Raw genomic sequence first — 20,059 nt, forward strand, 5'->3', positions numbered from 1 at the left:
TCCACGTGTCGCTGGAGCCGCGGCAGGTATAAGTGGCCAGGGTCAGGCGTTTTCGCTGCCCGCCAAACGGACCTGCCGATCCCCATAAAATCAGAGACTGCTAGTCGGATCGTCGGCTGAATGCCGCGAAGCATCCGAAATAAAAAGCCGGCAGTACACTCCCGGCAATTTGGATTTCAGATCCAAGAAGCCCCGTCAGTTGCAAAAGCAATGGCGGGGCTGTTCGTTTGAAGCGCAATATTTGTGGTTCACACCAGGCGAACTTAGCGGCTGGAGGGCCTGATCCCGCCGGTAGCGACATCGATGGTGATGCTGCCGGAAATCCGAACGTCGGTATCGCCAATCTTGAAGGTGCCGTTGCCGTTGCCTGGAGCCACGTCGTCAGGCTCAGGCTGCGGCGCTGGCTCGGCGATGCGATAATCGCTGGTCACACCGGGCAGGGCGCCCTTTTGCGAAGACGTCGAATTATCTTGGGCAAGTGCCATACCCACCAGCATGTTCGTGCCGGCAACGGTGGCGACGGCAAGGCATAACACGCTGGATAAACGGTTCGCGATCATCACCGGACTATAGTGCGGCGATAGCGCCGAAGCCAGACCAACGGCGCTGAAAGTTGCCGGCGCTCATATCGCTCAGTTCCGTTGGAAGGTGCCTCACGCGGCCTGTTTGCGAGTACCGAAAACATGGTCGACGAGGCCCCAATCCTTGGCCTCCTGCGCGGTCATGAAAAAGTCTCGGTCGAGCGTGCGTTCCACTTCATCGTAGGTGCGGCCGCAATGGTGGGCGTAAAGATCGGTCATGCGCCGCTTGGTGCGAAGGATGCCCTCGGCATGGCGCTGGATGTCGGAGGCTTGGCCCTGGAAGCCGCCGAGAGGCTGATGCAGCACGATGCTAGTGTTGGGTAGCGCGATGCGCCGCCCCGGTGTGCCGGCCATCAAAAGGAACGAGGCCATCGAGGCGGCGAAGCCCATACAAACGGTGGAGACCGGGCAGCTGATATACTGCATCGTATCGTAGATGGCGAAACCGCTGGTCACCACGCCGCCCGGCGAGTTGATGTAGAGCGAGACCTCCTTGTCGGGATTGTCGGATTCCAACGACAGAAGCTGGGCGCAGACCAGCGCCGAGGTGCCGTCGTCGATCGCCCCGTTGATGAAGACGATGCGCTCGCGCAGCAGCCGCGAAAATATGTCGAAGGCACGTTCGCCGCGGCTCGACTGCTCGATCACCATCGGCACCAGATTGGCAAGGCCGCTCATCGGTTGTCTCCGTTGACTGTTGTCGTTCAGGCCGCGCGCAGGAAGAGGCGCGGGGTGTTTGCGGCGACCTGCTTGTGCCTGGGAGTGCGCGCTTCAAAGGAAAGCCGGCAACCGGCGCCTGCCATCGCGATCTCCGGCACTGCTGCCCGAGCAAAACCATCATGGACGATACGCAGATGCGTGCCGCCGGAAACGGTGCGGTCGAGCGTAAAGGTGACGATGCTGTCCACTGGGCTGTCGTTCATTGCGCTGTCCAGGGGGCTGCCGGGCGGCACCTGCGTATCGCCGGGCGCCGGCCGCTCCCGCCAGGAATAGCGCAGCAGCCGTCCGGGATCCGCGTCGAGGATTTCGCACTCGATCGGCGCATTCGGCGCTTTAAAGGCAAAGCGGTTGCCGATTTCGGGCTTGATGTCGTTCGGCATCATCCAGGCCGCGAGCAGGTCCGGCACCGTCAGCGCCCGCCACACCTTTTCCGGCGGTTCGGGCAGCTCGCACTCGAACTCGATCTTGTCTGCGGCCATTTCGGCGCGTTCTTTGCCTCGGCTGGTCATTGGTCCATGTCCTTCAAAACCGTCTTGAGCCTTTCGATGCGCTCTGGCCAGAACGCACGGTAGCGTTCGATCCAGCCGAGCAGTGGCGCAAGCCCCTTCGGATCGACGCGGTAATAGGCGTTGCGACCGGCCCGGCGCTCGACCACGAGGCCGGCGCCGCGCAGCACTGCGAGATGTTGCGATACCGCCGGCTGCGATACCGGTATGCCAGTGCGCAGTTCCGACACCGTCATCTCGCCGTCGGCGAGCCGCTCATAGACGGCGCGACGCGTTGGATCCGCTAGTGCCCGAAAAATGTCTGCTTCGATCATGCCGAAAGCATAAGTCAATACTTATCTGTTTGGCAAGCCGTGTTTTTTAAGACAGGCGGTGTTTTTTAAGACAGGCGAGGTTTTACAAACTCGCCGGAAGCCAGCGTCTCACCATGTCCGGGGATCCCTTGAACGTCGCCTCGAAAACTGGTGACGCGAGCACGGCATGGATGTGAAGCAATTCGGAGCCGATGTTTCGGAAGCCATGTTGCCTGTGCGCGGCGACAACAAGCGACTGTCCCGCAGTCAAGACGAGATGCTCTTCGTCGATCCACATCTCGGCCCTGCCAGCGATGACGGTAAGCACTTCCTCGACCGGGTGCCAATGTGTCGGGGCGCCAACCGCCGGTTCGACCCACTGTTCGAATATGCAAAGTTGAGTTGCGCCGTTGCGGGCAGAGACATGCATGCGGGTCTTTACTCCCGTCCGCCATTCTTCTTGCGGCTGATCGTCATGCTCGACCATCTTCATGCGGTCGCCTCGATCCCATGGTCTGTGGAAATTCGACGCCAAGACACTACTTCTTACTGACAACTATTGACAGTGCAGGGCCTCTCCTATAGAACGAAAAGAGAACAAAAACCTTGTGGGAAAAGGCAGCGACGGCAGGCAGGGATTGTCCATAGCCTGTAAGGTGCGGCGACAAAAATTCGGTTTCGGATGAGCGCGGAGAAGTATCATGGCGGGTAGCGTCAACAAGGTCATTCTGGTGGGCAACCTCGGGGCGGACCCTGAAATCCGCCGCCTGAATTCGGGTGACCCGGTCGTCAACATCCGCATCGCGACGTCGGAAAGCTGGCGCGACAAGACATCCGGAGAGCGCAAGGAAAAGACCGAGTGGCACAATGTCGTGATCTTCAACGACCAGATCGCCAAGGTGGCCGAGCAGTATCTGAAGAAGGGCATGAAGGTCTATGTCGAGGGCCAGCTGCAGACGCGCAAATGGCAGGACCAGACCGGCAATGACCGCTATACGACCGAAATCGTGTTGCAGAAATTCCGCGGCGAGCTGCAGATGCTCGATGCGCGGGGCGAGGGCGGCGGCCAGGTCGGCAACTATGCCGGTGGTGGTGCGAGCCGCGGTTCCGATTTCGGCCAGTCCGGCCCGGGCGAAAGTTTCAATCGCGGTGGCGCCAACAAGGGCGGCGGCGGCGGTTCGTCGCGCGAGCTGGACGACGAAATCCCGTTCTGATTTCTCGGGGCGGACTGCCCTTGCGACGAAAAGCGCCGGCACCTTGGCCACGAAATGGCGTCCCGAAAATCTGTCTTGGATTTTCGGGACGTTGTGCGTTTGAGCGGTGAAAGGACGTATCAGGTGAAGGCAAGGGTCAAGTGGGTCGAGGAGCGCACTTTCGTTGGCGAGTCCGCCAGTGGGCACAAGCTGGTGCTAGGCACTGCGTTCGGGCCGGAGGGCAAGACGCCGGGGCCGAGCCCAATGGAACTGGTGCTGATCGGCACTGGCGGCTGCTCGGCCTATGACGTGGTCCATATCCTCGAAAAGGGGCGCGAGGCGGTCGAAGATTGCGTGGTCGAACTCGATGCCGACCGTGCAGAAGCCGATCCCAGGGTGTTCACCCGCATTCACATGCATTTTGTCGTCAAGGGCCGGGCGCTATCACACGACAAGGTGAAGCGGGCGATTGGGCTTTCGATCGACAAATACTGCTCGGCCTCGTCAATGATGGCCAAGACTGCCGAGATTACCCACGACTTCGAAGTCATTGAAACGACAGCGAAGTAGGGCTGTTCCTACGTCGCCATCAGCGCCTTGATGCCGTCGGCGACGAACTGTACGGCGAGCGCCGCCAGGATGACGCCGAGCAGCCTTGTCAGGATCGAACGGCCGGTTTGGCCGAGGATACGGTCGATGCGCTCTGACAGCACGAACACCAGGTAGGTGATGACGAGGCAGATGGCGATGATGCCGACAAGGGCTGTCTGCGCGCCCAAACCCTGAAACGAGCTTGAGAGCAGGACGGTCGCCGAAATCGCGCCGGGACCGGCAATAAGCGGGATCGCCAGCGGAAAGGCGGCGATGTTGTGGATCATGTCCCTGGTGATGGCGACGTCGCCGATCTTCTCCTTGCGGTCCTGCCGGCGCTCGAACACCATTTCGAAGGCGATGAAGAACAGCAGAAAGCCGCCGGCGACGCGGAAGGCCGGCAGAGTGATGCCGAAGACTGACAGGATCGACGCGCCGGCGATTGCGAACAACGCCATTACCAGGAAGGCGATGACCGAGGCGCGCACGGAGACCTGGTTGCGCTCCTCGCGGTTCATGCCGCGGGTCACGGCGAGGAAGAGCGGCGCCAGGCCGGGCGGATCGATCGTCACCAGTATGGTGACGAAGGCGTTGAACAGGCTGTCGAAGCTCGGCATGCTGACCCTCCCCGCCGGCAAAGCCGGATAACGGGATTGGTAGAGCAAAGCGGAGCCAGTGGAAACCGTGCGGATCAGGGGCTGACGGCCCGGCGCGCCAGAAACTCGACTTCGAGACGCCAGGTGGCGCCGTCGTCCTGTGAGCGTTCGCCCAGCCAGCGGAACGAATGTTCGGTGATGCGCGAAAAGCTCCAGCGCACAGCAGATCCGGTGCCGTCTGCGCCTTGCTGGATAATGGTGTCGTCCTCGGCACGGCCGAGCTGGCGGCTGTAGTACTGATTGCGCGGATCGCTCCAGAAGATGTGCCAGGCGTCAACGCCGGGATCGTAGACGCGCAACGTCGTGCCATAGAAGGTCCATTTGCCGAGCGAGGGCGAGGGGCCGGCGTCACGGGCAGGCAGGATCCATACGTCCTGGATCGCGCGGCCTTCGAGCACCCAGCCGAAATGCACTTCGCCGCGCCCGGTCAGCACCTGACCGTCCTCGAGATGGCGCGTGGCGTCGAACGTCCAGGCGCCGACGAAGCGGCCATAAAGATTCAGTTTCTCGGCAAGGGCCGGTACGGGCCCATCGCTGTGCAGGGCCTTGGCAAAGGAATTGGACATGGCTTCGCTCTCATCTTGTCAGGAGACCGGCAAGCATAGAGGCCGACAGGGGTTCTGCGCTTGGGAAAAGTTGCTATGTTTCGGCGATGACGACGAGCGCGCACAGGCTGGCGTCGGGCCGAGGCTGGCAGGTGTCGGATGTCATCTGCACCGCCAGCGCCGCCGACAGGCCATTCGAGGAGGAGCATCGGGATTTCTGCGTTGCCGCCGTAACCAACGGCACCTTCCGCTATCGTACGCGCGAGGGCACGGCGATGCTGGCGCCGGGCGCGCTCCTGCTCGGCAATCCCGGCACATGCTATGAATGCGGTCACGAGCATGGCGCCGGCGACCGCTGCCTCTCCTTCCATTTCGGGCCGGCCTATATGGAGCGGATCGTCGCCGACGTGCCGGGCACGAGGACGCTCGATTTCGGCACGCCGCGCCTGCCGCCCTTGCCGGCGCTGGTGCCGCTGCTTGCCGAAGCGGAGGCGGCGCGCGAGATGGCTGACACCGGCGCGTTCGAGGAACTCGCCCTGCGCATTGCCGGTGCCGCGGTAACAGCGGCTTGCAGCGCTACGGATCGGGGACGGACGCCGAGCCGCCGTGACCAGAAGCGTGTCGCCGAAGCGGTGCGGCGCATCGAAGTCGATGCCGACCGGCCGATCTCGCTTGCCGAACTCGCCGACGAGACCGCCACCAGCCCTTACCATTTCCTGCGCACCTTCCGGCACGTTGCCGGCATGACGCCCTACCAGTTCCTGCTGAGAGCGCGGCTGCACAGGGCAGCCGTGCGGCTGCGGACGTCGGATCAGGCGATTTCGGCGATTGCCTTTTCGGCGGGGTTCAACGATCTATCAACCTTCAATCGCCGTTTCCGGCGGCTGATGGGCGAGGCGCCGGGTACTTATCGCGCCCGCCGGCGACGCCCGTGAAAGGGTGCGACGGCCATATCGTCGCAATTGGTTTATCCTTTTGAATTTGCCGCTAAAAACCACACTGGAAAACTGCCACGATTGTTGGAGTTTCGGGCCGGCTTCCTATATAAGCACCAAGTGATTCCTGATTAGATTGTGATCCGATTTGACCGACCAAAAGACACCGCGCGGCGCCGACGGCGGCCCCACCGGCATCGAGCCGATATCCATCATCGAGGAGATGCAGCGCTCCTATCTCGATTACGCCATGAGCGTGATCGTCAGCCGCGCGCTGCCGGACGTGCGCGATGGCCTCAAGCCGGTGCATCGCCGCATCCTCTACGCCGCCTATGAGAGCGGCTATCACTGGAACCGCAAATATGTGAAATCGGCACGCCCGGTCGCCGACGTGATGGGTAAATACCATCCGCATGGCGACGCCTCGATCTACGACGCTTTGGTGCGCATGGCGCAGGATTGGTCGCTGCGCGTGCCGCTGATCGACGGGCAGGGCAATTTCGGCTCGATCGACGGCGATCCGCCGGCGGCGATGCGCTACACGGAATCGCGGCTGACCAAGGTCGCGCATGAGTTGCTGGAAGACATCGACAAGGACACCGTCGATTTCCAGGACACTTACGATGCGTCGGGCAGCGAACCGAAAGTCCTTCCGGCGCGCTTCCCGAACCTGTTGGTCAACGGCTCCGGCGGTATCGCCGTCGGCATGGCCACCAACATCCCGCCGCACAATCTGGGCGAGGTCTGCAACGGCGCCATTGCCCTCATCGATAATCCGGCCATCGACCTTCCGGCGCTGATGGAGATCATTCCGGGGCCGGATTTCCCGACCGGCGGCATCGTGCTCGGCCGCTCCGGTATCTACAGCGCCTATTCGACCGGCCGCGGCTCCATCGTCATGCGCGGCCGCGTCAACGTCGAGGCGCGCGGCAACGATCGTGAATCGATCGTCATCACCGAGGTTCCCTATCAGGTGAACAAGGCGTCGATGATCGAGAAGATGGCCGAGCTGGTGCGCGACAAGCGCATCGAAGGCATTTCCGACATTCGCGACGAGAGCGACCGCCAGGGCTACCGCGTCGTCATCGAACTGAAGCGCGACGCGGTCGCCGATGTCATCCTCAACCAGCTTTACCGCTTCACCCCGCTGCAGACGTCCTTCGGCGCCAACATGGTGGCACTGAACGGCGGCAAGCCGGAATTGCTGACTCTGACCGACATGCTGAAGGCGTTCGTCGCCTTCCGTGAGGAGGTGATCAGCCGGCGCACGAAATTCCTGCTGCGCAAGGCGCGCGACCGCGCCCATGTGCTGGTCGGCCTTGCCATCGCTGTTGCCAACATCGATGAAGTCATCAAGCTGATCCGCAGCGCTCCGGACCCGCAGACGGCGCGCGAGCAGTTGATGGAGCGGCGCTGGCCTTCGGGCGACGTGGAATCGCTGATTCTTCTGATCGACGACCCGCGCCATCGCATCAACGAGGACGGTACCTACAATCTCTCCGAGGAGCAGGCGCGCGCCATCCTCGAACTGCGCCTGCAGCGCCTGACCGCGCTCGGCCGCGACGAGATCGCCGACGAGCTGAACACGATCGGCGACGAGATCAAGGACTACCTGGACATCCTCTCGTCCCGCGCCCGCGTCCAGCAGATCGTCAAGGACGAGCTCATCGCCGTGCGCGACGAGTTCGGCACGCCGCGCCGCACCGAGCTCGCCGAGGGCGGGGCGGACATGGAAGACGAGGACCTGATCCAGCGCGAGGACATGGTCGTCACGGTCAGCCATTCCGGCTACATCAAGCGCGTGCCGCTGTCGCTCTACCGGGCGCAGCGCCGCGGCGGCAAGGGCCGCTCCGGCATGTCGACCAAGGAAGAGGATTTCGTCACCCGGCTGTTCGTCGCCAACACGCACACGCCGGTGCTGTTCTTCTCCTCGCGCGGCATCGTCTACAAGGAAAAGGTCTGGCGCCTGCCGATCGGCAACCCGCAATCGCGCGGCAAGGCGCTGATCAATATGCTGCCGCTCGAACAGGGCGAGCGCATCACCACGATCATGCCGCTGCCGGAGGATGAGACGAGTTGGGGCGAGCTCGACGTCATGTTTGCCACCACGCGCGGCACCGTGCGTCGCAACAAGCTGTCGGACTTCGTCCAGGTCAACCGCAACGGCAAGATCGCCATGAAGCTGGACGAGGAGGGCGACGAGATCCTCGGCGTCGAGACCTGCACCGACAATGACGACGTGCTTTTGACGGCAAGTTCCGGCCAGTGCATCCGCTTTCCGGTCAGCGACGTACGCGTCTTCCAGAGCCGCAATTCGGTCGGCGTGCGCGGCATTGCGATGGCCGATGGCGACCGGGTGATCTCGATGGCGGTGATCGAGCATGTCGATGCGCCGCCGGCGGAACGTGCCGCCTACCTCAAGCGGGTGGTGGCCGAACGCCGGCTCGCTGCTGACATCGCGGCCGGCGAGGAGGAAGAAATCCAGCTCACCAATGAAGAGGTCGGCGAAGAGGCGGAGCTTTCCGACGACCGCTATGAGTTCCTCAAGGCGCACGAGCAGTTCGTGTTGACAGTGACGGAATATGGCTACGGCAAGCGTTCATCGTCCTACGATTTCCGCCTGACTGGCCGTGGCGGCAAGGGTATTCGCGCCACCGACGTCTCGAAAACGGCCGAAATCGGCCGCTTGGTGGCGACCTTCCCGGTCGGCAATGACGATCAGATCATGCTGGTTTCGGATGGCGGCACCGTCATCCGCGTCCCGGTCAACGGCATTCGTTTCGCCAGCCGCGCCACCAAGGGCGTTACCATCTTCAATACCGCAGAGGGCGAGAAGGTCGTTTCGGTGGAGCGGATTTCAGAACCGCAAGCGGATGAAGAGATCGAAGAGAGTGTCGATGCTGAAAGCGGCGCTGTTGCCGATGCCGAAGGTAGGGAGCCCGATACATCCCTCGAGTGAGTTTGCCACGACGACGCCAGCCCTATGGGCCGGCGTGTGAAGACACCCGCAATCTAGAAGTGGCGATAAGGCTTGCGGTTGCCGAAGCCTTCGAACCGCTTGGTATTGGCCTTGGCGCGGACGCGCTGTGCTTCCTGATGCAACCCGAATGCGGTAGCGATCAGCATGGCGACGGTCATTGCGGTGGCGAGCATGTAGATCAGCATGTGCGTGTTCTCCTGCGCCTAACAACGATTAGATGGGTGTTTGGTTTCATCTTCTGCAGCTGCAACTTAGTGAACACTGCGTGAAGCTGTTGCGAGCGGCACATTCATCTGTCGTTCACGTCGGCCAAAAGGTTCATGGGGCGGGCTGGCGATCGGATTTGCCTTTAGGGGAGAGGCTCGCTAGAAGCACCTGCCATGACCGAACGCATCGCCCTTTATGCCGGCTCTTTCGACCCGCTGACCAACGGCCATCTCGACGTGCTGAAGGCGTCGCTGGCCGTGGCGGATACAATCTATGCGGCGATCGGCATCCATCCCGGCAAGAAGCCGTTGTTTTCCTTCGAGGAACGGGTTGGCCTGATCGAAACGGCCGCGAAGGCGGAATTCGGCAGCGACGGTGCGCGTATCAAAGTAGTCGCCTTCGACGGGTTGGTCATCGATGCGGCCAGGAAGCATGGCGCCTCGATCATGATCCGCGGCCTGCGCGACGGCACCGATCTTGACTATGAGATGCAGATGGCCGGCATGAACGAGACCATGGCGCCGGAGCTGCAGACGGTGTTCCTGCCCGCCAGCCCTTCAGTGCGCACCATTACCGCCACACTTGTGCGCCAGATAGCTTCGATGGGAGGCGACATCCGCCCCTTCGTGCCGGCGGCCGTGGCCGGCGCGCTCACCGCCAAATTCGCGAAATAAATGCATGTCACCCAAAAGTGGAACCCGGCTTCGGGTAACGACATGCATGAACGAAGATATTCGGAGAAAGATCCCATGCAGCTGAAAAAGCTTGCCTTCTTGCTTGCCGTGCTTGCCGGTCTTGTGACCGCATCCGTGTCGGCCTTTGCCGCCGATCCGGAAAACACCATGATCGTAACGCTGAAGGACGGCGACGTGACCATCGCGCTGAGGCCCGACCTTGCGCCGAAGCACGTCGCGCAGATCAAAACGCTGGTGCGCCAGGGCGCCTACGACAACGTCGCCTTTCACCGCGTCATTGACGGCTTCATGGCGCAGACCGGCGACGTCAGGTTCGGCAACATGAAGAGCGGCTTCAATGCCGACGCTGTCGGCACCGGCGGCTCCGATCTTCCTGACCTGCCGGCCGAATTCTCCAGCACCGAGCACTACCAGCGCGGCGTGGTCGGCATGGCCCGCTCCGACGATCCGAATTCCGCCAATTCGCAATTCTTCATCATGTTCGCGCCGGCACCGCCGCTCGATGGCCAGTACACCATCGTTGGCAATGTCGTCAGCGGCATGGAGCTGGTGGACCACATCAAGAAAGGCGACGAGGCGCAGAACGGGACGGTGACCGACCCCGATCGCATGATCAAGGTGCGCATCGCCGCGGACGGCAAGTAACCCCAATTGTTCAAAAGGATATTTCTGACATGGCCGAAATCAAGGACCGCGAGAACGCGCTTATCATGGACACGACCAAGGGCAAGGTCGTCATCGAATTGTTTCCAGATCTGGCGCCCGGCCATGTCGGCCGTATCAAGGAGCTGGCGCGCGAAGGCGCCTATGACGGCGTGGTCTTCCACCGCGTCATCGACGGCTTCATGGCGCAGACCGGCGACGTGAAGTTCGGCAATTCCAACAAGCCGTCTTTCGCGCCATCGCGCGCCGGCACTGGCGGTTCCGACAAACCCGACCTGAAGGCCGAGTTCTCCAACGCCAACCACGGCCGCGGCACCTGCTCGATGGCGCGCTCGCAGAACCCGAACTCGGCCAATTCGCAGTTCTTCATCTGCTTCGACGATGCCGCCTTCCTCAACCGCCAGTACACGGTATGGGGCCAGGTCATCGAAGGCATGGACAACGTCGACAAGATCAAGCGCGGCGAACCGGTGCAGGATCCTGACAAGATCGTGTCGCTCAAGGTCGCGGCCGACGTGAAATGACCGGCCGGGCTGTCGCGGCCATCGCATTTGTGCTCGTCGCGGCGGCCACTCCGGCGCTGGCGACGGAATCGATCGTCTGCAGCGCCGACGGCGGCGCGGCATCGATTGACGTTTTGATGGGACACACGGCCGTCATTGCGGTGGCGCGTGTGTGGCTGGATGCCGGTGGCAAGACATGGACCACGGACGGACAGCCAGGCTCAACGAAAGTCATCGTTGGACAGGCATTCGAAGACGACGAGCGCATGCTGATCGATCTGACTGATGAGGGCCTCAGCTCGATCGTCGCCAGATTGCGGCTGGTCAAGGCCAGCGAGCAGTCCAGCTTCGCAATGGGCGGTACGCTGAGCATAGACAGTGTCGGCGCCTGGGCGGTGACCTGCCCGGAACCTTGAGGCGGGGATTTCTTGCGCGTCGACCTTTTCGACTTCGATCTGCCGGAGGAGCGCATCGCGCTTCGCCCAGCCGAGCCGCGCGACAGTGCCAGGATGCTGGTGGTCAGGCCGGGTGAGGGGCTCGAAGACCGGACGGTGCGCGACCTGCCGGCCCTGCTCAAGGCCGGTGATGTGCTGGTCTTCAACGACACCAAGGTCATTCCGGCACAATTGAAGGGCATCAGGCGGCGCGGCGAAGCAGCAGCGCAGGTCGAAGCCACGCTGCATATGCGGATGGCGCCCGACCGGTGGCTCGCCTTCATGCGTCCGGGCAAGCGCATCGCCGCCGGCGATCGCATCCATTTCGGTCATGACGCCAATTCCTGCTTTCTCGGCCAACTCGATGCGACCGTGATCGAGAAGGGGGAAGGCGGCGAGGTGCTGCTCGGCTTCGACCTGTCAGGTCCGTTCCTCGACGAGGCGCTGCACGCTGTCGGCCACATCCCGCTGCCGCCCTACATCGCCTCCAAGCGTGACGACGACGAACGCGACCGCAGCGATTATCAGACCATTTATGCGAGGGAGGAGGGCGCGGTCGCCGCGCCGACGGCAGGGCTGCATTTCACGCCGGAGCTGTTTGCGACGCTCGACGCCAAGGGCATAGAGCGCCGTTTCGTCACGCTGCATGTCGGCGCCGGTACGTTCCTGCCGGTGAAGGCGGACGACACCGCCGACCACAAGATGCACGCCGAAACCGGTTCGGTCAGCCCGGAAACCGCCGAGGCGCTGAATGCGGCGAAAGCAAAAGGAGGGCGCATTATCGCTGTCGGCACGACATCGCTGCGCTTATTGGAGAGCGCGGCCGGCGAGGACGGCAGGCTGGCCGCATGGTCAGGCCCGACAGACATCTTCATCACGCCCGGCTATCGTTTCAAGACCGCAGACATGCTGATGACCAATTTCCATCTGCCGCGTTCGACGCTGTTCATGCTGGTTTCGGCCTTCTGCGGTTTGCAGACAATGCGGGCGGCCTATGCGCATGCCATCGAGAATCGCTACAGGTTTTATTCCTATGGAGACGCAAGTCTTCTGTTCAGGGAGGATACCGATGGACGATGACCTGGAAACCTTCGACCGGGAAGCCTTGATCGCCGAGGTCAGGAAACTGCGGGCTGGCATCCGCCAACACCGCGACGCCACCGGCCATGATCTGTGCTGGCATCATCCCGACCTCTGGTCACTTTTGCCCGAAAAGACCGAGCCGGCGATTGCCGTGCCGCCGTGGCCGAAATTCATGCGCGGCTGCATCCGCTACCGGCAATCACTCGACAAGCAGGCCCCGGACGCGCCGGTATTCGACAAGGAGTTCGATGGCTAGGGAATTCAATGACTGACGCATTCACCTTCAAGGTGCTGGCGACCGACGGCAGGGCGCGGCGTGGTGCAATCACCATGCCGCGCGGGGAAATCCGCACGCCTGCCTTCATGCCGGTCGGTACCGGCGGCACGGTGAAGGCCATGTATATGGATCAGGTGCGCGGCGTCGGCTCGGACATTATCCTCGGCAACACCTACCACCTGATGCTAAGACCCGGCGCCGAGCGCGTGGCGCGGCTCGGCGGCCTGCATGAATTCGCCCGCTGGCCGCATCCAATCCTGACCGACAGCGGCGGCTTCCAGGTGATGTCGCTGTCGAAGCTGCGGAAACTGACCGAGAACGGCGTTACCTTCCGTTCGCATATCGACGGCGGCGCCTACGAGATGTCGCCGGAGCGTTCGATAGAGATCCAGGGGCTGCTCGATTCCGACATCCAGATGCAGCTCGACGAATGCACGGCTCTGCCGGCCAAGCAGAACGAGATCGAGCGTGCCATGGAGTTGTCGTTGCGCTGGGCCGAGCGTTGCAAGACGGCATTCGGCGAGCAGCCCGGCAAGGCGATGTTCGGCATTGTGCAAGGCGGCGACGTGCCGGATCTGCGGCTGCGCTCGGCACAGGCACTGAAGGCAATGGAGCTGAAGGGCTACGCGATCGGCGGGCTGGCTGTCGGCGAGCCGCAAGCGGTGATGCTGGAGATGCTCGACATCACTTGCCCGGAGCTGCCGGCTGACCGGCCGCGCTACCTGATGGGCGTCGGCACCCCGGACGACATTTTGAAGTCGGTGGCGCGCGGCATCGACATGTTCGACTGCGTGATGCCGACGCGGGCAGGGCGCCACGGCCTTGCCTACACACGGCGCGGCAAGGTCAATCTGCGCAACGCCCGCCATGCCGACGATCCGCGTCCGCTCGATGAAGAAAGCGACTGCCCGGCCGCACGCGACTATTCGCGGGCCTATTTGCACCATCTGGTGCGCTCGCAAGAGGCGCTTGGGGCGATGCTCCTGACCTGGAACAATCTGTCCTATTACCAGCAGCTGATGCGCGACATTCGTGAAGCGATCGAGGCTGGCAGGTTCGCCGAACAAGCCGAGATCATCGCGCAGCAATGGGCAAACGGTGACCTCGCCGTCCGGTAGGCATGCCCGCCAGGAATCCGGCTCCAGGGAGGAGTTGCCCCTGCCATGAACTGTTTTGAAACGACTGCCTAATAAGCATTGCCGGACGACATCGGGCGAGGATCAAGAACCTGTTCGTTTCGGGGCAAGTTTCAGTTCCTGGCACGCCGGTGCGGACGAACGGCATCGCTGCACCTTCGCCCTCCGTGGCTGTCCAGCAATGGACGGCGGGGTCGTTGCTTGCCGCTCTGATGATCGCCGTGACCGGCCTGGTCTTGCGCTCGCTTGGCGCGCGCGGCGACCTTTGGCTGGACGAGATCTGGAGCTTTGCGCTGATCGAGCCGCTGACCTCGATCGACCAGATATTCTGGCGCGTCAATCACGACAACAATCATTTCCTCAACTCGGTCTATCTCTATCTCATTGGCCCCGATGCTTCGCCGCTGATGCAGCGAGGTCTGTCGATAGCATTAGGTGTTGCCACGATCGCTGCGGCGGCAGCGAGCGCCGCATCGCGCGGACGACAGGCGATGATCGCCACAAGCCTGTTGTTTGCCGTGAGCTACCCAATGGTCCATTACGGCTCGGAGGCGCGCGGCTATGCCGGCCTTGTGCTGTTCACGCTGCTTTCGGTGGTTTTTCTGGAGCGCCGGCTCGACAATAGACGGTGGTCTGGCGCGGCCTTGGCAGCGGCGATCCTTTTCGGCTTCCTGTGCCATCTCACCATGATCGGAATGGTGGCGGTCCTCGCAATCTGGACCGCTTGGCTCGCCTGGCAGCGTACGGCGAAGGTCGGCCGTGTCGTTGCGGACCTGGCGTCGATCTTCCTGCCGGGCTTGCTTGCCGTGCTGCCGCTGGCTGTCGGCGTGTTTGTCGGCTGCAGGCTGTTCGGCTTCAGTGTCGGTGGTGTTTCGCCGTTCTCGATTGCCGCCTTCGCGCAGGGCTATGGCGGGATGATCCGCTCTCTGTTCGGGCTGCCACCCTGGTTCGGCGACGGGCCCTACATCGTTGCCGCCTGCTGTCTTGTCGGCCTCTCCGCCGGTGTCTGGCGCGGTCGCCGAGCCAGCCTTCATGCGATCGGGATTATCGGACTGCCTTTGCTCATGGCGGCGGCGCATCTGCCCAACCTCGAGTTCCCACGCTATTTCATCATCAGCGGAACATTGCTGCTGCTCTGGGCCGGCGAGATGATTGGCCGCGGCCTGGATGCTCGCGGGACTGCAAGGCTACTTGCGATGGGAGCGCTTGCGATCGTGGTGAGTGGAAGCATTTCGTCGCTGCTCCAGCTCTATCAATATGGACGCGGCTCCTACGCCGCTATCGTCGATGAAATGACCAGGAACGGCGCAACCACCTATGCCAGCGACGGCAATTTCCGCACCCCCATTGTCGTCGACTATTTTGCGGCGCGAATGGATCGTCGGGCATTGCTGGTTCCAGACGACGGGATGTGCACCGAACGGCCCGCCTGGCTGGTCCTCGAGGGGGACGTGGACAAACAAGCCGAACATGTCCAACCGACGGCCGCATGCGCTCTGGCGTATGAACGGGCCGATGCGTCGAGGCATTGGGGGTTTTCAGGCCTGAGTTGGACGCTCTATCGGCGACAGGATTGAAACAACCCTTTAGGTGCTGAGCGACGTGGACGCACGCAGGCTGCAGCCGGTGATCCGAAAGCTGCCGTCAGGCTGTAGTTCGAGCGTGTAGACCGCCTCGTAGTCCTTGCCATCCGGGCCGACGATCAGCACTTGCTGGATGATCGAGGTCGGGCTCGTCTCGCGAACCTTGCCGAAGGAGTAGGTCTGCGGTTGGCGCACCGGCGGATAGCCTTTTGTCACCATGTTCATGAAGGTATCGACGGTCGGAAAGACGCGTTTCACATTCGGTGCGGCAAAGCTGTAGGCCGTCATTCCGTCATTGGCGATGAAGGCCCTCAACTGCCCATCGATGACCGTCTGCGCCGCTTTGACTTCGGCGTCGCCAGCAAAGGCCTGGGATGCGAAAATGAATGGAACGACTGCGAATGCGAAAAACGCGCGGCGCATGGCCTGTCTCCGTTGTCCCTGAGAAATCGCTGCCTGAAGGTACATGATACCATACGCTTTGCAGTGCTTCAGGGTTTCAGCCGAGCGCAAACATTCGGCGTGGCAGTCCGTGTCCAGACCGAGATGCATTGTCGAGGCGAGAACAGCCTGAGCGATTGCCGATGCTTGAAAGGCGAACGGCAGTCTGCCACAAGGGCCGCTCGATTATACCTAGAGCGTGCGATGTGAGCAGGACCAGGCAATGAAGGCATTTTTCGTGCAGATAAAGTGCGATCTGGGCAAGGCCTACGACGTTGCCAGCGCCCTGGCCGATGCCGAGATTGCTTCGGAAATCTACTCGACAGCCGGAAACTACGACCTGCTCGCCAAATTCTATGTCGACGACGAGGAAGACATCGGCCACTTCGTCAACGAGAAAGTGCAGATTCTTCCCGGCATCAAGGACACGTTCACGGTCGTCACCTTTCGCGCGTTTTGATCCCCATCCGGCATCTGCCCGGACACCAGGCAAAGCCTGATCAAGGCCCTATTGGTGCTGCCTTAATTTTAGGCAAGTGCGATATACTGATCGCCGGCGCCCAACAAATCACCGATTGCGCTTGATTTTCTCCAGCGAGGCCAGTGAAATGGCGCCACAGGGGAGTATGCGATTGGCAGCGTTCGATGAAATGCTTCCGGAAGTTTCCGGGCTGAGAAAACCGTATTCGGCTTACGATCGCTGGCTGAAGGAACAGGACCCGGCCAGACTTACCGAGAAGATGCAGGACGCCGAACGCGTCTTTCGCAAGACAGGCATCACTTTCGCCGTCTACGGCGAGCAGGAAGCATCGGAGCGGCTGATACCCTTCGATATCGTTCCGCGCATCATTTCGGGCAATGAATGGCGACGGCTGACGCAAGGCATCGAGCAGCGCGTCCAGGCGCTGAACGCCTTTCTCGACGACATCTACCATCGCCAGGAGATCTTGCGCGCCGGCCGGGTGCCGAAGGAGTTGATCGCCAAGAACGAGGCGTTCCTGCCCGAGATGATCGGGGTGCGGCCGCCGGCCGGCGTCTATACCCACATCATCGGCGTCGACATCGTACGCATTAGCGAGAACGAGTTCTACGTGCTGGAGGACAACGCGCGCACGCCGTCCGGCGTCTCCTACATGCTGGAGAACCGCGAGACGATGATGCAGCTCTTTCCCGAGCTGTTCCAGCAGATCAAGGTGCGGCCGGTTGAGAATTACCCGCAGCTCTTGCGCCAGTCGCTGGCGGCAGTGCGGCCGCAAAGCACCAAGGGCGCGCCGACCATTGCCGTGCTGACGCCGGGTAGCTTCAACTCGGCGTATTTCGAACATGCTTTCCTTGCCGACCAGATGGGCGTGCAGCTTGTCGAGGGGCAGGATCTGCGCGTCGTCGATGGCCATGTCGCGATGCGCACCACCGAGGGCTACAAGCAGATCGACGTGCTTTACCGGCGTGTCGACGACTCGTTCCTCGATCCGCTGACCTTCCGCCCCGACTCGGCACTTGGCGTGCCGGGCATTATGGACGTCTACCGCGCCGGCAACATCACGATCGCCAATGCGCCGGGAACCGGCATCGCCGACGACAAGGCGATCTATTCGTACATGCCCGAGATCGTCGAATTCTACACCGGCCGCAAGGCGATGCTCGGCAACATCCCGACCTGGCGCTGCTCGGAGCCGGACAGCCTGAAATACGTGCTCGAGCACATCGATGAATTGGTTATCAAAGAGGTCCACGGGTCCGGCGGTTACGGCATGCTGGTCGGTCCGGCGGCGACCAAGAAGGAGTGCGAGGATTTTTCCAAAAAGCTCGCGGCAAAACCGTCGAACTACATTGCTCAACCGACGCTGGCGCTGTCGACCTGCCCGATCCTGACGGACAAGGGGCTGGCGCCGCGCCATGTCGATCTGCGCCCCTATGTGCTGGTTTCCGACCGTATCCAGATCGTGCCCGGCGGGCTGACCCGAGTAGCGCTCAAGGAAGGCTCGCTGGTCGTCAATTCCTCGCAAGGCGGGGGCACGAAGGATACGTGGGTGTTGGATGATTAGAGTGGAAGTAGCGAGTAGTGAATAGTGAATAGTGAATAGATAAGGATATGCGTCGTTAATGTTGGTGAAATGCCCTGAAGTGAAACGCGCGGCATCGTGCCCTAGAATCTGGACAGTCACCATTCACCATTCAGCATTCACTATTCACCACAGGACCGCCTGACATGCTTCTCGGCCGCACCGCCAACGGGCTCTACTGGATGAACCGCTATATCGAGCGGGCGGAAAACATGGCGCGGCTGGTGGATGCCGGCTTGCGCATGGCGCTGACTCGTACCCAGAACGCTTCGGAGGAGTGGAATTCGGTGCTGCTCAGCGCCGGTTCAGACGCCAGCTTCACGCAGAAATATTCCGACTACACCGCCGCCAATGTCGCCGACTATCTGCTGCGCGACACATCGAACCCGTCGAGCACGATGTCGTCTATCGAAACGGCCCGTAACAATGCCCGCATGGTGCGCACGGCATTGACGCGTGAAACCTGGGAAAGCATCAACGAAGCCTGGATGTCGCTGAAGCGGATGCTGGCCAAGCCGATCGACGAGCGCGACCTGCCCAACGCGCTCGACGCAATCAAACGCGAGACGGCGCTGATCCGCGGCTCGTTCTACGGCACGATGCTGCGCAACGAGATTTTCGATTTTTCGCAGCTCGGCACGTATGTCGAACGCGCCGACAACACCGCGCGCATCCTGGATGTGAAATACTACGTGCTGTTGCCGTCGATCTCCTGGGTCGGCTCGACGCTCGACAACTACCAGTGGGAATCGATCCTGCGCTCGGTGTCGGCGCACCGTTCCTATCGCTGGGTCTATGATGCCGACTACAAGCCGAGCAACATCGCCGATTATCTGATCCTCAACGTCCGCATGCCGCGCTCGCTGACCTTTTGCTACCGCTTCCTGACGGAGCATCTCAAATTCCTGGGTGACGACTATGGGGAGCGCCACGCCTGTCATGCGACGGCTGCCAAGACCCAGGCCATGCTGACCGCCGGGTCGATCAAGGATATTTTCGACGCCGGCCTGCACGAATTTCTGGCCAATTTCATCCGCGACAACACCAGGCTCGGCGACGAGATCGCGCAGGATTACAGGTTCTATTGAGCATGACCCCAAAAAGCGGAGACCGGTTTTCGGAAAAGCTCATGCTCCAGGGACGAGAGCGATGCGGCTGAAGATCACCCACCGGACGGAATACCGCTACGATGCGCCGGTGCATTATTTGTTGCAGCGTTTGCGGCTGCTCCCGGTGAACGGGCGCACCCAGACGGTACTGTCCTGGGGGCTGAAGATCGAAGGCGCACGCGAGGAAGTGCGCTTTACCGACCATTTCGGCAATGATACCCGGCTGTTGAGCGTCGAGGGCGAGCGCGACTTCATCACCGTCGAAGCAGCCGGCGAAGTGGTGACGCGCGACACCGCTGGCGTCTGCGGACCGCACCAGGGTTTCGCGCCGCTCTGGCTGTTCGGCCAGGAAACGCCGCTGACGACGATCGGCAGCGGCATTCGCGAGCTTGCTGCCTCGGTCGGCAAGGGTACCGACATCGAAAGGCTGCACCGGTTGATGGCGGTGATCGGCGAGCGCGTCGCTTATACGCCGGACACCACCAACGTGACGACGCCGGCCGAAGAGGCCCTGGCGCTCAAGACCGGCGTTTGCCAGGACCACAGCCACATCTTCGTTGCCGCGGCGCGTGCCATGGATTTTCCGGCCCGCTATATCAGCGGCTACCTGATGATGGATGCGGCCATCGAGCAGGCGGCAAGCCACGCCTGGGCCGAGGCGCATGTCTCGGGCCTCGGCTGGGTCGCCTTCGATGTCGCCAACGGCATTTCTCCGGACGAGCGTTATGTGAAGGTGGCGACCGGCCGCGATTATCGCGACGCCACGCCGGTATCTGGAATTCGGCTGGGACAGGCGGAAGAACAGCTTGCGGTCACTGTCACCGTGGAGCAGTAATCCCCGGCAAGATTATTGCCAAAGAGATTC

25 protein-coding genes are annotated in these 20,059 nt (G+C 61.9%); 16 read left to right on the forward strand and 9 right to left on the reverse strand.

What is annotated here, in order from left to right; translation table 11 throughout:
* Positions 1–263: 263 nt before the first annotated feature.
* The 5 genes from NKJ20_RS03655 to NKJ20_RS03675 form a co-directional block, all read right to left on the reverse strand.
* Positions 264–560 (reverse strand): hypothetical protein, encoded by a 297-nt coding sequence (locus tag NKJ20_RS03655; RefSeq protein WP_352448962.1) that lies wholly within the window; start codon positions 558–560, stop codon positions 264–266.
* Positions 561–653: 93 nt separating this feature from the next.
* Positions 654–1,259, reverse strand: coding sequence for an ATP-dependent Clp protease proteolytic subunit (locus tag NKJ20_RS03660; RefSeq protein WP_352448757.1), 606 nt, complete (start codon positions 1,257–1,259; stop codon positions 654–656).
* Positions 1,260–1,285: 26 nt separating this feature from the next.
* Positions 1,286–1,810, reverse strand: coding sequence for an SRPBCC family protein (locus NKJ20_RS03665; protein WP_352742635.1), 525 nt, complete (start codon positions 1,808–1,810; stop codon positions 1,286–1,288).
* Complete coding sequence (locus NKJ20_RS03670; protein ID WP_352448759.1) at positions 1,807–2,121, reverse strand: ArsR/SmtB family transcription factor; 315 nt, start codon at positions 2,119–2,121, stop codon at positions 1,807–1,809. Before NKJ20_RS03670 ends, NKJ20_RS03665 begins: the two co-directional genes overlap by 4 nt.
* An 82-nt stretch (positions 2,122–2,203) precedes the next feature.
* A complete protein-coding gene (locus NKJ20_RS03675) occupies positions 2,204–2,593 on the reverse strand; it encodes a cupin domain-containing protein (RefSeq protein ID WP_352448760.1) in 390 nt (129 codons plus the stop codon).
* Between the two features lie 208 nt (positions 2,594–2,801).
* On the opposite strand from NKJ20_RS03675, the gene NKJ20_RS03680 reads away from it, so the two are divergent.
* Both NKJ20_RS03680 and NKJ20_RS03685 read left to right on the forward strand, forming a co-directional pair.
* A complete protein-coding gene (locus NKJ20_RS03680) occupies positions 2,802–3,314 on the forward strand; it encodes a single-stranded DNA-binding protein (RefSeq protein ID WP_352448761.1) in 513 nt (170 codons plus the stop codon).
* A gap of 123 nt (positions 3,315–3,437) precedes the next feature.
* On the forward strand, positions 3,438–3,863 hold the full coding sequence (locus NKJ20_RS03685) for an OsmC family protein (RefSeq protein ID WP_352448762.1): 426 nt from the start codon (positions 3,438–3,440) through the stop codon (positions 3,861–3,863).
* An 8-nt stretch (positions 3,864–3,871) separates the two neighbouring features.
* Here NKJ20_RS03685 and NKJ20_RS03690 read toward each other — a convergent pair whose 3' ends face one another.
* Positions 3,872–4,501: a MarC family protein gene (locus tag NKJ20_RS03690; RefSeq protein WP_023674869.1), complete on the reverse strand. Its 630-nt coding sequence runs from the start codon at positions 4,499–4,501 to the stop codon at positions 3,872–3,874.
* A 74-nt stretch (positions 4,502–4,575) separates the two neighbouring features.
* The gene (locus NKJ20_RS03695) at positions 4,576–5,106 is read right to left on the reverse strand and encodes a hypothetical protein (protein WP_352448764.1); all 531 of its coding nucleotides are present in this window, start codon (positions 5,104–5,106) and stop codon (positions 4,576–4,578) included.
* An 86-nt stretch (positions 5,107–5,192) separates the two neighbouring features.
* Here NKJ20_RS03695 and NKJ20_RS03700 point away from each other — a divergent pair, with 86 nt between their 5' ends.
* Complete coding sequence (locus NKJ20_RS03700) at positions 5,193–6,020, forward strand: helix-turn-helix transcriptional regulator (protein WP_352742638.1); 828 nt, start codon at positions 5,193–5,195, stop codon at positions 6,018–6,020.
* A gap of 148 nt (positions 6,021–6,168) precedes the next feature.
* Positions 6,169–8,979: a DNA gyrase subunit A gene (gene gyrA / locus NKJ20_RS03705; protein WP_352742640.1), complete on the forward strand. Its 2,811-nt coding sequence runs from the start codon at positions 6,169–6,171 to the stop codon at positions 8,977–8,979.
* A gap of 53 nt (positions 8,980–9,032) precedes the next feature.
* On the opposite strand, the gene NKJ20_RS03710 is transcribed toward gyrA, so the two are convergent.
* On the reverse strand, positions 9,033–9,185 hold the full coding sequence (locus tag NKJ20_RS03710; protein ID WP_352742642.1) for a hypothetical protein: 153 nt from the start codon (positions 9,183–9,185) through the stop codon (positions 9,033–9,035).
* A gap of 195 nt (positions 9,186–9,380) precedes the next feature.
* On the opposite strand from NKJ20_RS03710, the gene coaD reads away from it, so the two are divergent.
* From coaD to NKJ20_RS03750, 8 genes are all read left to right on the forward strand, one after another.
* Positions 9,381–9,881: a pantetheine-phosphate adenylyltransferase gene (coaD, locus tag NKJ20_RS03715; protein ID WP_352448768.1), complete on the forward strand. Its 501-nt coding sequence runs from the start codon at positions 9,381–9,383 to the stop codon at positions 9,879–9,881.
* Positions 9,882–9,956: 75 nt separating this feature from the next.
* Complete coding sequence (locus NKJ20_RS03720; RefSeq protein ID WP_502894862.1) at positions 9,957–10,547, forward strand: peptidylprolyl isomerase; 591 nt, start codon at positions 9,957–9,959, stop codon at positions 10,545–10,547.
* 29 nt (positions 10,548–10,576) lie between these two features.
* Entirely contained in the window at positions 10,577–11,089 is a 513-nt protein-coding gene (locus NKJ20_RS03725; RefSeq protein WP_254817363.1) for a peptidylprolyl isomerase, read from the forward strand.
* Complete coding sequence (locus NKJ20_RS03730) at positions 11,086–11,484, forward strand: hypothetical protein (RefSeq protein WP_352742644.1); 399 nt, start codon at positions 11,086–11,088, stop codon at positions 11,482–11,484. Before NKJ20_RS03725 ends, NKJ20_RS03730 begins: the two co-directional genes overlap by 4 nt.
* 12 nt (positions 11,485–11,496) lie before the next feature.
* Positions 11,497–12,582, forward strand: a complete 1,086-nt coding sequence (queA, locus tag NKJ20_RS03735) for a tRNA preQ1(34) S-adenosylmethionine ribosyltransferase-isomerase QueA (RefSeq protein ID WP_352742645.1) — start codon at positions 11,497–11,499, stop codon at positions 12,580–12,582.
* On the forward strand, positions 12,572–12,841 hold the full coding sequence (locus NKJ20_RS03740; RefSeq protein WP_352448773.1) for a hypothetical protein: 270 nt from the start codon (positions 12,572–12,574) through the stop codon (positions 12,839–12,841). Before queA ends, NKJ20_RS03740 begins: the two co-directional genes overlap by 11 nt.
* An 8-nt stretch (positions 12,842–12,849) precedes the next feature.
* Positions 12,850–13,980 carry a tRNA guanosine(34) transglycosylase Tgt gene (tgt, locus tag NKJ20_RS03745; RefSeq protein WP_352742647.1) on the forward strand — a complete coding sequence of 377 codons (1,131 nt, stop codon included), beginning with the start codon at positions 12,850–12,852 and terminating at the stop codon, positions 13,978–13,980.
* A gap of 215 nt (positions 13,981–14,195) precedes the next feature.
* Complete coding sequence (locus tag NKJ20_RS03750) at positions 14,196–15,575, forward strand: glycosyltransferase family protein (protein ID WP_352448775.1); 1,380 nt, start codon at positions 14,196–14,198, stop codon at positions 15,573–15,575.
* Positions 15,576–15,584: 9 nt separating this feature from the next.
* On the opposite strand, the gene NKJ20_RS03755 is transcribed toward NKJ20_RS03750, so the two are convergent.
* A complete protein-coding gene (locus NKJ20_RS03755; protein WP_352448776.1) occupies positions 15,585–16,004 on the reverse strand; it encodes a DUF4864 domain-containing protein in 420 nt (139 codons plus the stop codon).
* A gap of 241 nt (positions 16,005–16,245) precedes the next feature.
* Here NKJ20_RS03755 and NKJ20_RS03760 point away from each other — a divergent pair, with 241 nt between their 5' ends.
* From NKJ20_RS03760 to NKJ20_RS03775, 4 genes are all read left to right on the forward strand, one after another.
* Positions 16,246–16,482, forward strand: coding sequence for an Lrp/AsnC ligand binding domain-containing protein (locus NKJ20_RS03760; RefSeq protein WP_023674883.1), 237 nt, complete (start codon positions 16,246–16,248; stop codon positions 16,480–16,482).
* Positions 16,483–16,654: 172 nt separating this feature from the next.
* Positions 16,655–18,067, forward strand: a complete 1,413-nt coding sequence (locus NKJ20_RS03765) for a circularly permuted type 2 ATP-grasp protein (protein ID WP_352448777.1) — start codon at positions 16,655–16,657, stop codon at positions 18,065–18,067.
* A 164-nt stretch (positions 18,068–18,231) separates the two neighbouring features.
* Entirely contained in the window at positions 18,232–19,173 is a 942-nt protein-coding gene (locus tag NKJ20_RS03770) for an alpha-E domain-containing protein (protein ID WP_023674885.1), read from the forward strand.
* A 61-nt stretch (positions 19,174–19,234) separates the two neighbouring features.
* Positions 19,235–20,029 carry a transglutaminase family protein gene (locus NKJ20_RS03775; RefSeq protein WP_352742649.1) on the forward strand — a complete coding sequence of 265 codons (795 nt, stop codon included), beginning with the start codon at positions 19,235–19,237 and terminating at the stop codon, positions 20,027–20,029.
* The last annotated feature ends 30 nt before the right edge of the window (positions 20,030–20,059 follow it).

Source organism: Mesorhizobium sp. M0185 (genome assembly GCF_040322175.1).
Lineage (GTDB): Bacteria > Pseudomonadota > Alphaproteobacteria > Rhizobiales > Rhizobiaceae > Mesorhizobium.

Coding starts and splice junctions, on each gene's coding strand:
- NKJ20_RS03730 (WP_352742644.1), top strand. CDS start 11,086: ATGACCGGCCGGGCTGTCGCGGCCATCGCATTTGTGCTCGTCGCGGCG.
- NKJ20_RS03710 (WP_352742642.1), bottom strand. CDS start 9,185: ATGCTGATCTACATGCTCGCCACCGCAATGACCGTCGCCATGCTGATC.
- coaD (WP_352448768.1), top strand. CDS start 9,381: ATGACCGAACGCATCGCCCTTTATGCCGGCTCTTTCGACCCGCTGACC.
- NKJ20_RS03665 (WP_352742635.1), bottom strand. CDS start 1,810: ATGACCAGCCGAGGCAAAGAACGCGCCGAAATGGCCGCAGACAAGATC.
- NKJ20_RS03770 (WP_023674885.1), top strand. CDS start 18,232: ATGCTTCTCGGCCGCACCGCCAACGGGCTCTACTGGATGAACCGCTAT.
- NKJ20_RS03660 (WP_352448757.1), bottom strand. CDS start 1,259: ATGAGCGGCCTTGCCAATCTGGTGCCGATGGTGATCGAGCAGTCGAGC.
- NKJ20_RS03655 (WP_352448962.1), bottom strand. CDS start 560: ATGATCGCGAACCGTTTATCCAGCGTGTTATGCCTTGCCGTCGCCACC.
- tgt (WP_352742647.1), top strand. CDS start 12,850: ATGACTGACGCATTCACCTTCAAGGTGCTGGCGACCGACGGCAGGGCG.
- NKJ20_RS03775 (WP_352742649.1), top strand. CDS start 19,235: ATGCGGCTGAAGATCACCCACCGGACGGAATACCGCTACGATGCGCCG.
- NKJ20_RS03670 (WP_352448759.1), bottom strand. CDS start 2,121: ATGATCGAAGCAGACATTTTTCGGGCACTAGCGGATCCAACGCGTCGC.
- NKJ20_RS03700 (WP_352742638.1), top strand. CDS start 5,193: ATGACGACGAGCGCGCACAGGCTGGCGTCGGGCCGAGGCTGGCAGGTG.
- NKJ20_RS03695 (WP_352448764.1), bottom strand. CDS start 5,106: ATGTCCAATTCCTTTGCCAAGGCCCTGCACAGCGATGGGCCCGTACCG.
- NKJ20_RS03725 (WP_254817363.1), top strand. CDS start 10,577: ATGGCCGAAATCAAGGACCGCGAGAACGCGCTTATCATGGACACGACC.
- NKJ20_RS03755 (WP_352448776.1), bottom strand. CDS start 16,004: ATGCGCCGCGCGTTTTTCGCATTCGCAGTCGTTCCATTCATTTTCGCA.
- NKJ20_RS03720 (WP_502894862.1), top strand. CDS start 9,957: ATGCAGCTGAAAAAGCTTGCCTTCTTGCTTGCCGTGCTTGCCGGTCTT.
- NKJ20_RS03680 (WP_352448761.1), top strand. CDS start 2,802: ATGGCGGGTAGCGTCAACAAGGTCATTCTGGTGGGCAACCTCGGGGCG.
- NKJ20_RS03690 (WP_023674869.1), bottom strand. CDS start 4,501: ATGCCGAGCTTCGACAGCCTGTTCAACGCCTTCGTCACCATACTGGTG.
- NKJ20_RS03675 (WP_352448760.1), bottom strand. CDS start 2,593: ATGAAGATGGTCGAGCATGACGATCAGCCGCAAGAAGAATGGCGGACG.
- NKJ20_RS03740 (WP_352448773.1), top strand. CDS start 12,572: ATGGACGATGACCTGGAAACCTTCGACCGGGAAGCCTTGATCGCCGAG.
- NKJ20_RS03760 (WP_023674883.1), top strand. CDS start 16,246: ATGAAGGCATTTTTCGTGCAGATAAAGTGCGATCTGGGCAAGGCCTAC.